The organism is Streptomyces sp. NPDC050806, assembly GCF_055586425.1.
On record NZ_JBVJIF010000002.1, the window covers coordinates 110625 to 124707 of the forward strand.

Sequence of the window (14083 nt, forward strand, 5' to 3'; positions counted from 1 at the left end):
GGCACTGTGTCACCGGGCCCCACTGACGGCCTTTCATCGGCGCTGCGCGCGCGGGGTCAGTCCCCCGGAGCGCAGCGCCTGATCGCCTGGCGCGATCTGCGGAGCACGGCGTAACCCTTGGTGAGGGCACGGTCCTTGGCGAAGGCGCGCCCGATGGCCTCACCGGCGACGATCCGCCGGAACTCCGCAAGTTCCGTGCTGCGCCGTACGGTCAGCCTGCGCAGCGCGTACGGGCCCTGCCGGAATCCGGCCAGGCCGTTGCCGACGGCCAGCGACTGCCGGAAGCCGGCGGCGCGCACCGTCCGCCGCACCCGGCGGTCGGAGTAGCCGTAGGGGTAGGCGAAGGACACCGGGGCCGCGCCCAGCTGCTCGGCGACGATCCCCTTGCAGCGCAGCACCTCGGACCAGAGCGCGTCGTCGGCGAGCTGGTCCAGCTCGGGGTGGGTGTGGCTGTGGCCGCCGATCTCCACTCCGGCGGCGGCCAGTTCCCGTACCTGGTCCCAGCCGAGCATGGTGTCCAGCGCGCCGCCGGCGTCGTACGGGCCGGGCAGCCAGCCGGTCGACACGAACAGGGTGGCCGGGAAGGCGTACTTGGCCAGCACGGGCAGGGCGTAGCGGTGCACGCCCTCGTAGCCGTCGTCGAAGGTGATGAGGACGGGGCGGCCGGGCAGTGGGGCGCCCTCCCGCCAGGCTGCGGCCAGGGCCGCGGTGGTCAGCGGGTGGTAGCCCTCGTCGTGCAGGACCGCCATCTGCTCGGCGAACGCGCCGGGGGAGACGGACAGGCCGTGCGTCGCGGGGGCCGGCTTGTGGGCCACCGCGTGGTACATCAGGATCGGCACGGGCTCCGGGGGGTAGGCGGCGGTGTTCACGCGACCGCCCCCTCGCCGCCGTGCAGCACGTCTTTGCCGTGCAGCACCGTCTCGCCGGGCAGGCCGCCGTCGCCGCGCACCGGCTTCTCGGTCCGCGCGGCCAGCCGTACGGGCTCCACCGGGGGACGCTCGGCGGCCACCGGCTCGACAGGCGGACGGTCCCCGGCCACGGGTGTCACGGGAGGACGGCCGGCGGGGACGGGTGCCACGGGCGGGCGCTCCGCCGCCCCGGGGGCCGTGCCCCGTGCCGGGGTGCCGTCCGGTACGGCCGTCGGCCCCGGCACCGCGGCGATCACGAACGTGCCGCCCGAGCGGCGGGTACGGGCCGTGCCGACCAGATAGCCGCCGGCCGCCGCCGCCACGCCCGCCACGATCGCGGCGGCGCGGCCCGCGCCGCCCGGCCTGCGCAGCAGCGCGTCGCGCAGGCCGCGCGCCACCCCCGCCGGCAGCACGCGGGTGGTGTAGCGGCGCTCCGTGGCCAGCCCCTCCTGCGCGCCGACGCTGCGCGCGACCAGGGCCTTGGACAGGCCCTCGGCGTACGTGCGGGTACGGAAGTAGGCGAAGCGCTCGCGCCCCGCCGGGACCCGGTGGTGGATGACCGAGCGGTCGTCGATGAGCAGGACGGCGTCCGGGCAGGCGCGGGTGAGCCGGATGCACATCTCGGTCTCCTCGCAGCCCAGCGGCCGCTTGTCGCCGTCCCGGCCGATGCCGGTGGCGAACCCGCCGGCGATCTCGAACGCCTCGCGGCGGAACGAGGCGTTGCCGCCGAGGACGTTGCGCACCCGCGTCCGGCCCGGCGGCAGGCCCTGGTACGTGCAGCCGACGACCCAGTCGAACTCCCGGGGGAACCAGTCGGGGCGGCGTCCGGAGGCCCAGACCGGCTCGGTACGGCCGCCAATGGCCATCACGTCGGGGTCGGCGTAGCCCTCGGCGAAGTGCAGCAGCCATTCGCGTTCGGCGACCGCGTCGTCGTCGAGGAAGGCGATGACCTCGCCGGTGGACTCCGCGACGCCGGTGTTGCGGCCCGCCGAGAGGCCTCTTGGACCGGCGTTCGGCAGCACGCTGATGTCGGTGGCCCCGGCGAACTGCGTGCGCAGCCGTGCGAGCAGGGCCGGGTTGTGGTCGACGACGAGCAGGATCTCGTGTGCCGGGTGGAGCTGGTCACGCACCGAGGCCGCCGCGGCGAGAATGTCGCCCCAGCGGTCCTCGGTGTACACGCAGATCACCACGGAGACGCGGATGCTCAAGACACCTCTCCCGTGATCATCGCGGGGCGCACCGCGCGCTTGCGGGTGCCCCGTTCGCGCAGGATGACCTTCAGGACGCGGATGCCGTCGCGGACCGCGCGCAGGTTGCTGACGCCGTGGATGCGGTTGTACTCGTGGCTGGGGATCTCCTGGACGCGTAACCCGGCCTTGACGACGCGGATGTTCATCAGCGTCTCGACCTCGAAGCCCGCGCAGTCCAGCGCGATCTCGTCCAGGCAGTGCCGCCAGAAGGCGTTGTAGCCGTAGCACAGGTCGGTGTAGCGGGCGCCGAACTTGGTGTTGACCAGGGTGGTCAGCACGCGGTTGCCGAGCTTGCGTACCGGCGTCATGTCGTCGGTGCCGCCGCCGTTGGCGAAGCGGGAGCCCTTGGCGAAGTCGGCGCCGCCGACCAGCGCCGAGACGTACGAGACGATCTCGCCGCCGTCGGCCGAGCCGTCCGCGTCGATCATGACGATGATCTCGCCGGTGCACGCCGCGAAGCCGCTGATGAGGGCATCCCCCTTGCCCTTGCCGCGCTGCTTGACGACCGTGACGTCGGGGCGCAGGTCCTGGGCCACCCGCACCGTGTCGTCGGTGGAATTCCCGTCCACCAGGACCACTTCATGGATCCAGTCCGGAAGTGTCTTGAATACGTACGGGAGATTTTCCGCCTCGTTCATCGCCGGAATGACGACGCTGACCGGCGGGGCAATCGCCAGGTGTGATGAAACGGGCCGGTACTGCGCCTGTGCGGGTATCCGCGCGAGGGCGGTTTCCGGGTCCGGTTCCGTTTTCGCAGGGCGAAGGAACGCGCTCATGAGTCTGTTTTCCCTCTCGTCCGGTGGACCGCCCACCCCCGGGCGGCCCGGATGTGTATCCGGTTCGAAAAGGGGGTTCGCACCCTGTTCAGCGCGGCATGGAACACCGGACGAACAGAGCGAGCTGGCATGCGTGATTCCGCGGCTCGTCACCCGACGCCGGCAAGCGCGTCGAGCACGGCACCCCCCTACCGCGCTCCGCCCCGGTCCTCGTCGCGGCTTCTGAGCCCTCCCCTGGAGCCGCTGCGTGACGATCCGGTGCGGATGGATTGTACGACGGTATTGATGAATGACACTCTATGGCAAGAGCTGGAACTACATATCCCCTTTTGTCTTTCCGATGGAAATGGAGCGGGCCGCTCCGTGGTTTCCGGCACGGATCCGGCCCATCCGTTTGAGCAGTCGGTCGGCCGGTTCGAATAATTCCGGCCGGGTCACCACGGTGTTCCGCAGTGCTTTCACCGGGGCCCGTCGCGCGCGGTGCCCGATCGCCACCGGATGGCGCCGGGTCACCCACCCTTCCGACACCTGGATTTCGCGTGTCTTGAAGGAGTCCTTGTATTCCTTCTCGCCGCGCCCGAGGTCGAGATGGCTCATCCCGTCGGCGGCGGCCCCCTCGGCCATCCGCACATGCAGGATCAGCCCCGGCGAGAACTTCGCGTACGCCGGATCGTAGGCGGGGAACCAGCACGCCAGGATCCGCTCGGAGCGCAGTCCGAAGTGCGCGGCGACCGGCCGCTCACCGGCGTACAGGACCGACAGCACGCCCGCGAACGAGTCGGTGCGGGTGTGGAACAGCTGCTCCACGAGGTGCGTGATCCAGGGCCGGGCGAAGCGGTCGCTGCGTCCCGTTCTTCGGTACTGCGCGGACTTCCAGTCGATGAGCGTCTGCAGGACGGCCGGATCCCGCTCGTCGTGGACGTACCGCACCTCGCCCACGTCCCGCCCGAGCTTGCGCTCCTTGGCGAGCGTGGTGCGGGTGAACTTCGGCGACTGCTTGCGGAGCCGGGCGAGGTACGCCTCGAAGCCCTGGTCCACGTCGATCACCGGGGACGGGAACGTCTGCAGCGGGTGCTCCTCGAAGGGCTTCTGGCCCTCCACCAGGTGGTCGAACTCCAGCACCGCGAGCCCGCAGTCGTGCAGCAGCTCGCGCGAGTCCCACTGGAAGCCGGGCCGGTGCACCAGGCCCTGGGCGTCCGACACCCCCAGGCCGATCGCCCGCCCGACGCCCAGCGCCGTCCGCTGGAAGGGCAGGAACGCGGCCGGCTCGCCGTCCTCCCTGATCACCGCGATCCGTACGCCCCGGCGGCAGCGGCCCACCGCGAGCGCGAACTCCGGTGCGAGGAAGGGGTTGCCCAGGTCCGGCGCGCCCAGGAGGTGCGCCTGGGACTGCACGGCGGTCCACGCCGCCCGAGCGGTGCCGCTCAGTTCGCCGGGGCGGTACACGCTGATGTCCACGTTCAGTCCGTCCGTGCATCTGGCGCGGACGCCCCCCGGCGCCGCACGCTCGCCAGCAGGAAGATGGTGCCGCTGATCACCGCGACGGCGAGGACCCCGCCGCGCGCCGACCAGATGTGCAGCGACAGCATGGTCTGGGCGACCAGCAGGTCGACGGCGAAGGCCCCGGCGCCCGCGACCACCGTGCGGCTGAGCGGGTCCAGGCGTCCCAGGGCGGCGGCGAGGGCGGCCGCGGGCGCGGCCAGCAGGAAGAAGAGCGCGAACGGTGCGCGCAGCGGCGAGGCGAGGTCCGCGAGCGCCAGTACGGCACCCACGCCGCCCACCGCGACGGCCGCACCCGCGAGCAGTGGTGCCGACTCCTGTCGTGCCGGTCTGCTGCCGGTGGATCTGTTGCCGTTGATGGTCTTGGTCTGCATTGGCAGCTTTGCCCCCCATAAAGCGGCCTGATGCTCATAAGCACCCGATGCCGGGCTTCAATGTGGCGCGCCTGCCGGGTGCGCGTCAAGGTGCGCAGAAGGCGTGAACGAGCCACGTCCGGGGCGCTGTTCGCACCGGGCGCGGCTCGTTCCCGATCTGTGCTACGAGGCTACGAAGCAGTCATTCCGGTTGTGCTGGAATGATGAAGGGCGGCTGCCGTTCCGTGGGCCCGGAGGCTACGGAACGATCTTCAGGAGCTTGTTCGGCGAGCCGCTGCCCGGACCGGTCACGACGCCGGAGGTGGCGCCGGCGACGAGCGCGCCGGACACGGCCGCGGGCGAGGCGGACGGGTGCCCGGCGAGGTAGACGGCGGCGGCACCGGCCACGTGCGGGGTGGCCATCGACGTACCGGAGATGGTGTTGGTGGCGGTGTCGGAGGTCCGCCAGGCGCTGGTGATGCTGCTGCCGGGCGCGAACAGGTCGAGACGGGAACCGTAGTTGGAGTAGCTGGCGCGGGCATCGGTGCTGGTGGTGGCGCCGACGGTGATCGCTTCCGGGACGCGGGCCGGCGAGGAGGTGTTCGCGTCCGCGTTGCTGTTGCCCGCGGCGATCGCGTACGTCACGCCGCCGGCGATCGAGTTCTTCACGGCGGTGTCCAGCGCGGTGCTCACGCCGCCGCCCAGTGACATGTTGGCCACCGACGGACCGCTGTGGTTCTTGGTGACCCAGTCGATACCCGCGACGACCTGGGCGGTCGTGCCGGAACCGGAGTTGTTGAGCACCCGCACGGCGACGATCTTCGCCTTCTTCGCGACGCCGTAGTTCGTGCCGGCCGCGGTGGCCGCCACGTGGGTGCCGTGGCCGTTGCCGTCCTGCGCGACGTTGTCGTTGTCCACGGCGTCGTAGCCGTTCACCGCGCGTCCGCCGAAGTCCTGGTGCGTGATGCGCACTCCGGTGTCGATGACGTAGACGGTGGTACCGCTGCCGGCGGAGTCGGGGTACGTGTAGCGCTGGTCCAGCGGCAGCTTCGCCTGGTCGATGCGGTCCAGTCCCCAGGACGGAGGATTCGTCTGAGTACCGGTGGCGTGCACCGTGGTGTCCTGGAACACCTGGTCCACGGCCGGGTCGGCGGCCAGGCGTCTCGCCTCCGCCGCCGACAGGTGGGCCGCGTAGCCGTTGAGCGCGGCGGTGTACGTGTGCGCCACGGTGCCGCCGTGCGCGGATATCAGGCGTCTGCCGTCGGCGGACGCGGCCTTGAGGCCCGCGCCCTTCTTGAGCGTGACGATGTAGCTGCCCTGGACGGCGTTCTTCGCGCCGGCGCCGACGACCGTGCCCTCGGCGGGCGCCGCCTGGGCCGGGGCCACGACCGCGCCGAGCGTGACGGCGGCGGTGGCGGTGGTGAGCGCGGTGGCGATCCGGAGCCTGGCCGGGATCCGGCCGAAAACCTTTGCGGTGGTACGCATCACTGCCATACGAGGGGGTCCTCCTCATCGGTGCGCGTGGTGCGTGCGCATGGGGGGTGGCGCACGGATTCGTGCGCTGCGGGCGGTTCCTGAGGGTGCGTCGGACCGCCCGGACGAAAGATTCGCCGAGAGGTACTCAAGGATTCAAGAGGACGTGGCTTGATGTCATATGCACGACATAATGCGGCAATCTGCCGTAATGCATGGCCAGTAATGCTCTACGCGAGTAGCAAAATTGGCATGAACACTTCCGCCTACGCGTCGGTACTGCTACCACAGTTGCGGCAGAGATCCTGCTATTGGAGGTTCCATGAGAGTTTCCAGACGAGCGGGCGTGGTGTCCGCTTTCTTCGCCGCAGCGTCCCTCGCGCTCCTCGGTGCCGCTCCCGCTTCCTCCGCCCAACTCGCCGCCGCCACCGGCTACGTGGCGCTCGGTGACTCCTACTCCTCCGGCCTCGGAGCAGGCAGCTACGACAGTGGCAGCGGCTCCTGCAAGCGCAGCAGCAAGGCCTATCCGGCTCTCTGGGCCGCCGCGAACTCACCCTCCTCGTTCACCTTCGCCGCCTGCTCGGGCGCCCGTACGGGTGATGTTCTCAACGGTCAGCTGGGGGCGCTGAACTCCGCCACGGGCCTGGTCTCGATCACCATCGGCGGCAACGACGCCGGCTTCGCCGACACCATGACGACCTGTGTGCTCCAGTCCGAGAGCACCTGCCTCTCCCGCGTCCAGCAGGCCCGGACGTACATCAACAACACCCTCCCCGGCCAGCTGGACCAGGTCTACAACGCCATCTCGGCGAAGGCCTCCGCAGCCAAGGTGGTCGTGCTGGGCTACCCCCGCTTCTACAAGCTGAGCGGCAGCTGCATCGCCGGCCTCTCGGAGAAGGAGCGGGCCGCCATAAACGCCGCCGCCGACGACATCAACGGCGTCACCGCCAAGCGCGCCGCCGACCACGGCTTCGCCTTCGGCGACGTCAACACCACCTTCACCGGACACGAGATCTGCTCGGGCAGCCCTTGGCTGCACAGCGTCACCTACCCCGTCGAGGAGTCCTACCACCCGACCGCCACCGGTCAGTCCAGCGGCTACCTGCCGGTCCTCCGCTCCGCCGCCTGACGCCCACGGGCCCGCGCCCCAACCCTTCCCCTACGAGGACGGGCCCTCGCCGTACGAAGGGGAGTCCTCGCCCTGCGACGGGGGCTCCTCGCCGCCCTGCGGGGGCGAGTCCCCACCGTCCGCGGGCGGGCTCTCGCTCGTGGCGGGCGGGCTCTCGCTGTACGTGGGGGAGGGGCCGGAGTCCGACGGAGACGGCTCCCAGCCCGTCTCCGTGGGGCGCGGCTCCCCGTACGTCGGACCGGGGGAGGCTCCGCCGCCCGGGGCCTCCCCCTCGCACGTCACGGAGAAGGCGGCGTGGCGCGAGGTGACCGTCCGCGCGCCCTTCACCTCCAGCGCGACGCGGCCCGCCCGGGTGCCCTCCGGGGAGTGCGCCGTCTCCGTGTGGCCGACCGTCACCCGCTGCGCCCCGCTCCCGGGGAAGCGGGCCGTCCGCCATGCCCGGTCGGAGCTCCGGCCGCCGGTGTCGGTGTGCCAGCGGTACGCCACCTCCGTCGGGCCGCGGCTGACCGTGATCACCCCGGAGAACGCCGGCGCCGCGTATGAGGGCGGCGGGCAGTGCCCCACGTAACTGCCGCGCACGGTGGACACGGAGACCCGGACGGCGACCGCGGGCCCTGTCGTGCGCTCCCCGCCGCCCTGCCGCTCCCCGGAACTGTCCGGCCCGCCCCCGCCGGTCTCCCGTCCCGCGTCCTGCTCGTCCGCCCCCGGCCCGGCGCTCCGGGACGCCCCGGGGCCGCTCGGCCCCGGACCGCCGTCCCCGTTCAGCAGCGCCCACGCCGCCCCGCCCGCCGCCAGCGCGACAGCCAGCGCGGTCGCGACCAGAGCCGGGACGGAGCGCCGCCGGCGGCGCGCGGGGGAGGGGGCGGGCGACGGGACGGCAGCCGTGGGCGGACCGTGGACACCCGGCGGAGGCGGCGTCCGGTCGCCCCCGGCCGCACTCGCGCCCGTGCCGCCGCCCCGGGGCGTGCCCGTCGCCGTGACCGTCGGGGAGTACGGGGGAGGCGGCGGGGCGGCCGCCACCGTGGTCGGCGGGCCGCCGCCCGCCACCGCCGCCAGCAGCTCCCCGGCGCCGGCCGCCGGCAGCCGCTCCGCCGGGTCCTTGCGCAACAGCCCCTCCAGTACGGGCGTCAGCGGCCCGGCCAGGCGCGGCGGCGGCAGCTCCTCGTCCACCACCGAACGCAGCGTGCTCAGCGGGGTGTCCCGGTGGAACGGCGAGCGGCCCTCCACCGCGGCGTACAGGGTCACGCCCAGCGACCACAGGTCCGACTCCGGGCCCGGCGTCCGGCCGAGCGCCCGCTCGGGCGCGGTGAATTCGGGCGACCCGATCAGCTCGCCGGTCAGGGTCAGCGCGGCCGAGCCCTCGACGGTCGCGATGCCGAAATCGGTGAGCACCACCCGGCCGTCGTTCGCGAGCAGGACGTTGCCCGGCTTCACGTCGCGGTGCAGGACGCCCGCCGCGTGCGCCACCCGCAGCGCGGCCAGCACCTCGGCGCCGACCGCGGCCACGCGCCGCGGCGGCAGCGGCCCCGCGGTCTCCAGGGTCTCGGCGAGGGAGAGGCCGCGGACCAGCTCCATCACGATCCACGGGCGGCCGCCCTCGGTGACCACGTCGAAGACGGTCACGACGTTGCGGTGCGCGATCCGGGCCGCGGCCAGCGCCTCCCGCTCCAGCCGCGCGTACAGCAACCGCTCCTCGGGCGCGGGAAGTTCGCGGGGCGCCCGGACCTCCTTGACCGCCACCTCGCGGTGCAGCAGTTCGTCACGGGCCCGCCAGACCACGCCCATTCCGCCGTGGCCCAGTTCGGCCAGCAGGCGGTAGCGGTCCGCCAGTATCCGTCCGTTCCCCGTACCTGCGTCCATGGCACGAGCCCCCTCGACTCCGCAAATGGAGCGATGTGGGGAAAACGTACCTCTCCCGGGGGCCGTTGCAGCCCCCTCGGCGGCAATCCGGGGACGGCCGGGGCGAGTCGGGGCGGCCACGGCGGTGACGCTGCGTCATGGGGGGCGCACGCTCGGGACCAGCGTGTGCTTCCGTACGCCCGCCGTCCCGGGTCGGAGTAGGTGCGGTGCGCTGACGTTCCGTATGGTGTTCGTCAACGCCCTTGCAGGGCAGGTGAATATGGATACCGGGCTGCGCGAAGGGCGCGCGGGAGCGATAGGGTTACCCTGCCCGGGCCGGGTGCCCTCGTACGGGTGGGGAGTGTCATGGAACAGATTGCAGTACGCAGCAGGCCGCGAGTGCCTGCCATCACATGCGGCGGTGCGTCCAGCGCCCGCCTGGACCGCCATCTCGCGGTGCTCGGCGGACCGGCGATACCGCAGCGTGAGACCGAAGGTGCCACCTCGCTGATGCAGGAGATCACCAAGCGTGACCACGCGCGGACGCGGAAGAGCCGCGGCGCACGGGTGTCGCTCTTCGCTCCGCTGCGCCGGCTGCGCCGGTCGCTCTTCGGCGGTCACGGCTGAGCCGAGCCGTGCCGAGCGGTGTTCCGGTGCGCCTCCTGTGCGTCCCGTCAGCTCCCCGCCGCTGACCCGGCCCCGCCCGCGGGCCGCCGGTCGCCGCACGGCCCGGCCATCGCGCCGCAGCACCACAGACGTACGCGTCCGCCCCGTTCCCGGTGAGTCCGGTGAGCGGGGCGGACGCGTTCGGCGTTCCCGGTGGCCCGTACGCGTACGGCCGGTGGTGGCGGGACGCGGTACCGGGGTACCGGCCATCTCGTTCACTCGTCGTGGTGATGTCGCACCGGGCTGTTGACGTGACGATCATTCCGCGCCAGGGTGCAGTCGCTTGCCCCGTACAACCATCCTGCCGCGGGAGGCGCCTGTGTGTGATCTGCACGACGACCACGAGCACAAGCACGACATGGGGGCGGCCCCCGGCGGGCTGAGCAGACGCAGGATCGTTCAGCTGCTGGGCGCGGCCGGGGTGAGCACCGCCGCCATGAGCGCGGCGGCCGATCCCGCGATGGCCGCGGCGTCCGACGCGGTCGCCGCCGACCCGGACGGATACGCACCGCCGAAGGGCCTGGCCGAGGACAGCCCGGCCAAGGCGGCGGCGCTGGCCTGGATCGACCGGCAGCGAGCGGAGATCACCGGCCTGGACGACGAGATCTGGGAGAACGCGGAGCTGTCGCTGCGCGAGTGGAAGTCCTCGCTCGCCGAGGCGGACTTCCTCAAGGCCGCGGGCTTCGACGTGGAGTTCGGCACCGCCGGCTTCCCGACCGCCTTCACCGCCACGTTCCGGCACGGCAAGGGCGGCCCGGTGCTCGGCTTCAGCGGGGAGTACGACGCGCTGCCGGGCCTGTCGCAGAAGCGGGGCGTGGGCCACCACGACCCGCTGGAGTACGTCCACGACCCGTTCGCGCCCGGCTACGGCCCCGGCCACGGGTGCGGCCACTGCGCCCTGGGGACCGCGGCGGCGGCCGCCGCCGCTGCCGTCGCCGGGGCCGCCGAGGCGCACGGCCTCGACGTCACCGTGAAGTTCTTCGGCTCCACCGCCGAGGAGCAGCTGATCGGCAAGACGTACGCGGTGAGCAAGGGCGTGTACGACGGGCTGGACGCCTTCCTGGACTGGCATCCGTCCACCTCCAACGCCACCGGCTGGGGCTCGTCCACCGCGATGACGGCGGTCACCTTCACCTTCCTCGGCGTGGCCGGCCACGGCGGCACCCCGCTGGGCAACAAGAGCGCGCTGGACGCCGCGGTGATGATGGCGACGATGTCGGAGTTCCTGCGGGAGGAGAACCTCGCGCCCTCCGGCCGGCTGCACTGGGTGATCAACAACGGCGGGGACATCCCGAACGTCACCCCGGAGATCGCCGAGATCTCGTACTACGTGCGCGAGGGCAGCCCGGAGCGGGTGCAGGTGCTGCTCGACAAGGTGATCGAGGTGTCGGAGGCGGCGGCCAAGGCCAGCCGGACCACGGTCCGGCACAGGATCACCTCGGCCTGCTGGAACCAGCTGCCGTCCCGGTCCTTCGCCGAGCTGATGCACGACAACATGCGCACCATAGGGCCGCCGGAGTTCAGCGACGAGGCCCAGCGGCTGGCCAAGGACCTGCAGAAGTCGCTCGGGCTGCCCCAGAAGGGCCTGCACGACGAGATCGGCGAACTGTCCCCGCCCAACCCGGTCTTCATGGGCGGCGGCTCCACCGACGTCGCCGACATCAGCTGGAACGTGCCCACCGTCTCGATGGGCGCGGCCCTCGCCCCCGTCGGCACGAAGATGCACACCTGGTCGACGGCCGCCTGCGCCGCCGCGGCACCCGGGCACGCGGCCGTGCTCGCGGCGGCGAAGTACCTGGCGGCGACCGCGGTGGACCTGATCACGCAGCCCGCGCGGCTGAAGGCGGTCAAGGACGAGTTCGCCGAGCGGACCAAGGGCGTGCGCTGGAAGACCGCCCTGCCGGACGGCTACGAGCCGCCCATGTACGAGCCGCCCGCCTGGTTCCTGGAGAAGACCGGCCAGTCCTGGCCGCCGCCGAACATCACCTGGCCCCCGAAGCGCGTGGTCAGCCAGGAGACGTTCAGCTCCCTCGGGCCGGACCTGGCGCCGCAGAAGTAGCCGGGGGCGCGGCCCGCCGCGCGTCGGAGCGGTGCCGCCCGTCAGAGCAGCGCGAACTGGCCCTCGGGGCCCTCCTCGTGGTGGTCCAGGACGGAGGCCGGGCGGCGGGCCGCGGCGGGGGCCGGGAGGACGCCCGCCGCGGCCAGCTCCCCGGCGTCGATCAGCGGCGCCGCGTCGAGCGCGGCGGCCAGCCGCTCCTGGTCGGCCAGGGCCCCGCCGAGCAGGGCCAGTACGGTGATCAGCTCCAGCAGGTCGGTGGTCCACTCCTGGGGCCAGGCGGCGGGGCGCACCGCGTCCAGCGTGCCCGGTTCGACGGCACCGGTGCGCCGCTCGCACCACTCCGCCAGGACGCGGACGCCGCCCGCGTGCGCGTTCCAGGCCGCCGCCGGTACGGGCGAGATGCGGCCCTCCCCGATGAGCAGCGCCTCCTCGTCCGGGTCGTAGGAGATCTCCGTGGGCAGCCCGCGCGCGGGCAGTGCGGCCCGGACGTACGGGCGGCGTCCGCCGGGCAGCCGGGGGCGCTCGCCGCCACCCGCACCGCGGGTGTGCAGCCGGATCAGCTCGCGTCCCAGCGACACCGTGCGCGCCCACAGACCGGGGTCGGCGGTGAGGGGGACGGCGAGGTCCTTGCCGCCGGGCCGGGCGGCGGCGGTCAGGTAGGCGAAGGCGTCCTCGGCGGTGACCGGGTGCCCGAGGCGGTCCTGGAGGAGGCCGAGGAGGCCGGGGGCGAGGTTCGGTTCGGTGCCCCGGGGGCGGCGGTAGAGGGCGCGCACGCGGGTCTGGCGGCCGACCGGCAGCACGGCCGAGACGGTGAGCGCGGGGCCGGGGTCCTGCGGGACGCGGGGCTGCTCGACGGCGAAGAGCTGGTGCGCGTCGGTGACCCGCCACAGTTCGGCGCGGGCCGCGTCGATGAGGCGGTGGTCGGGCAGCAGCCACTGCTGGTCGTACGCGCCGTGCCGGACGCGTACCGGCTCCGGGCACGGCGCCTCGCCGGGGACCAGGCGGGCCAGCCGGCCGGTGGCGGTGGCCTGTCCGGGCAGCTGGCCGACCGCGGTGTCCAGGGTGCGGGCCCTGGACGGACGGAACAGCCGCTCGCGCTCCGCGGCGCCGTCGGCCCGCAGCAGCGCGTCCCAGCGCGCCCGCAGCGACCCGGTGTCCGGGGCCATGATCCAGGCCCGGCCGAGCCGCGGCGCGGCGACGGACCACGGCATCAGGTCGGACAGCAGGGGCACGTCCTGCTTCGCCGTCACGCGGCAACCCTCCCGCACGGTTCGGATGACCCGGGCATCGTAACCACGCGCCCGGCACCGCGCGGCGGGCCGCCCGGAACGGCTTCCCCTCCGGGCCGGCCCGTCCGGCCCGGCCCCTCAGTCCGCGTCCAGCGTGACCGTGAACGAGAAGCGGTCGCCCCGGTAGTGGATGCGCGCGACGTCGATCACCCTGCCCGCTTCGTCGTAGGTGATGCCGGTGTAGTGCAGGATCGGGCTGAGCAGCGGGACGTCCAGCAGCCGCGCGGTCTCCGGCTCCGCGAGCCGCGCCTCGACGGTGTCGGTGATCCGGCTGATCGTCACGCCCACCGAGTCGCGGAGCACCTTCGTCATCGGGTGCCGCTCCAGTTCGGCCGGGTCGATGCGGGCCGCGAGGTCGGGGCGTACGTGGTTGACGGCGTGGTTGGTGGGCTCGCCGGTCCGCTCGTCGCTGCGCAGCCGCCGGTAGACGCCGGTCCGGTCGAGGCCGGGGAAGTGCTCGGCCAGCTCCGGCGGGACCGGGCCCGTGCCGTGCTCCAGCACCTTGGTGACCATGCCGGACTGCTGGGCCACGATCGCGTCGACCGAGCCCAGCAGCCGGACGGGGGCGCCGCGCCGCGCGGCCGGCTCGATGAACGTGCCGCGCCGCCGGTGCCGGCTGATCAGCCCCTCGGTCTCCAGTTCCTTCAGCGCCTGCCGCATGGTCAGCACGCTCACCCCGTAGTGCGCGGCGAGCGCGTCCTCGGTGGGCAGCCGCAGCGGTGCGTCGGGGTGGCGGCCCAGTATGGAGGCCCGCAGCGACTGCGAGACCTGGTACCACAGCGGGAGCTTGCGGTTCAGGGCGAGCGAGTCGGGCGCGAAGGTCGTCACGGAGTTGTCCCCA

At 73.1% G+C, this 14083-nt stretch carries 11 protein-coding genes and 1 pseudogene; 3 read left to right on the forward strand and 9 right to left on the reverse strand.

Annotation, left to right across the window (positions count from 1 at the left end; translation table 11 throughout):
• Window positions 1–56: 56 nt before the first annotated feature.
• The 6 genes and pseudogenes from ACZ6WH_RS05950 to ACZ6WH_RS05975 all read right to left on the reverse strand — a co-directional run bounded on the left by ACZ6WH_RS05950 (window position 57) and on the right by ACZ6WH_RS05975 (window position 6281).
• Complete coding sequence (locus ACZ6WH_RS05950; RefSeq protein WP_469727188.1) at window positions 57–827, reverse strand: polysaccharide deacetylase family protein; 771 nt, start codon at window positions 825–827, stop codon at window positions 57–59.
• Between the two features lie 317 nt (window positions 828–1144).
• Window positions 1145–2116: pseudogene (locus ACZ6WH_RS05955) on the reverse strand (glycosyltransferase family 2 protein); the annotation flags it as partial.
• Window positions 2113–2934: a glycosyltransferase family 2 protein gene (locus tag ACZ6WH_RS05960; RefSeq protein WP_432852318.1), complete on the reverse strand. Its 822-nt coding sequence runs from the start codon at window positions 2932–2934 to the stop codon at window positions 2113–2115. The gene ACZ6WH_RS05960 and the pseudogene ACZ6WH_RS05955, both read right to left, overlap by 4 nt.
• Before the next feature lie 315 nt (window positions 2935–3249).
• On the reverse strand, window positions 3250–4392 hold the full coding sequence (locus tag ACZ6WH_RS05965; protein WP_469726406.1) for a GNAT family N-acetyltransferase: 1143 nt from the start codon (window positions 4390–4392) through the stop codon (window positions 3250–3252).
• A 2-nt stretch (window positions 4393–4394) separates the two neighbouring features.
• Window positions 4395–4808: a hypothetical protein gene (locus ACZ6WH_RS05970; protein WP_469726407.1), complete on the reverse strand. Its 414-nt coding sequence runs from the start codon at window positions 4806–4808 to the stop codon at window positions 4395–4397.
• 237 nt (window positions 4809–5045) lie between these two features.
• Window positions 5046–6281, reverse strand: coding sequence for a S8 family peptidase (locus ACZ6WH_RS05975; RefSeq protein ID WP_469726409.1), 1236 nt, complete (start codon window positions 6279–6281; stop codon window positions 5046–5048).
• 301 nt (window positions 6282–6582) lie between these two features.
• Here ACZ6WH_RS05975 and ACZ6WH_RS05980 point away from each other — a divergent pair, with 301 nt between their 5' ends.
• The gene (locus ACZ6WH_RS05980) at window positions 6583–7389 is read left to right on the forward strand and encodes an SGNH/GDSL hydrolase family protein (RefSeq protein WP_469726410.1); all 807 of its coding nucleotides are present in this window, start codon (window positions 6583–6585) and stop codon (window positions 7387–7389) included.
• A gap of 30 nt (window positions 7390–7419) precedes the next feature.
• Here the strand turns inward: ACZ6WH_RS05980 and ACZ6WH_RS05985 are convergent, their stop codons facing one another.
• Window positions 7420–9249: a serine/threonine-protein kinase gene (locus tag ACZ6WH_RS05985; RefSeq protein ID WP_469726412.1), complete on the reverse strand. Its 1830-nt coding sequence runs from the start codon at window positions 9247–9249 to the stop codon at window positions 7420–7422.
• Window positions 9250–9594: 345 nt separating this feature from the next.
• Between ACZ6WH_RS05985 and ACZ6WH_RS05990 the strand changes: the two genes are divergently transcribed.
• Both ACZ6WH_RS05990 and ACZ6WH_RS05995 read left to right on the forward strand, forming a co-directional pair.
• Entirely contained in the window at window positions 9595–9855 is a 261-nt protein-coding gene (locus ACZ6WH_RS05990) for a hypothetical protein (protein ID WP_030252229.1), read from the forward strand.
• A 358-nt stretch (window positions 9856–10213) separates the two neighbouring features.
• Window positions 10214–11953: an amidohydrolase gene (locus tag ACZ6WH_RS05995; protein WP_469726414.1), complete on the forward strand. Its 1740-nt coding sequence runs from the start codon at window positions 10214–10216 to the stop codon at window positions 11951–11953.
• Between the two features lie 41 nt (window positions 11954–11994).
• Here the strand turns inward: ACZ6WH_RS05995 and ACZ6WH_RS06000 are convergent, their stop codons facing one another.
• Window positions 11995–13203 carry a type ISP restriction/modification enzyme gene (locus ACZ6WH_RS06000; RefSeq protein WP_469726416.1) on the reverse strand — a complete coding sequence of 403 codons (1209 nt, stop codon included), beginning with the start codon at window positions 13201–13203 and terminating at the stop codon, window positions 11995–11997.
• A 117-nt stretch (window positions 13204–13320) separates the two neighbouring features.
• Window positions 13321–14070: a GntR family transcriptional regulator gene (locus tag ACZ6WH_RS06005; protein ID WP_432852298.1), complete on the reverse strand. Its 750-nt coding sequence runs from the start codon at window positions 14068–14070 to the stop codon at window positions 13321–13323.
• Window positions 14071–14083 lie beyond the last annotated feature (13 nt).

Coding starts and splice junctions, on each gene's coding strand:
- ACZ6WH_RS05975 (WP_469726409.1), bottom strand. CDS start 6,281: ATGGCAGTGATGCGTACCACCGCAAAGGTTTTCGGCCGGATCCCGGCC.
- ACZ6WH_RS05985 (WP_469726412.1), bottom strand. CDS start 9,249: ATGGACGCAGGTACGGGGAACGGACGGATACTGGCGGACCGCTACCGC.
- ACZ6WH_RS05970 (WP_469726407.1), bottom strand. CDS start 4,808: ATGCAGACCAAGACCATCAACGGCAACAGATCCACCGGCAGCAGACCG.
- ACZ6WH_RS05950 (WP_469727188.1), bottom strand. CDS start 827: ATGTACCACGCGGTGGCCCACAAGCCGGCCCCCGCGACGCACGGCCTG.
- ACZ6WH_RS05990 (WP_030252229.1), top strand. CDS start 9,595: ATGGAACAGATTGCAGTACGCAGCAGGCCGCGAGTGCCTGCCATCACA.
- ACZ6WH_RS05960 (WP_432852318.1), bottom strand. CDS start 2,934: ATGAGCGCGTTCCTTCGCCCTGCGAAAACGGAACCGGACCCGGAAACC.
- ACZ6WH_RS05980 (WP_469726410.1), top strand. CDS start 6,583: ATGAGAGTTTCCAGACGAGCGGGCGTGGTGTCCGCTTTCTTCGCCGCA.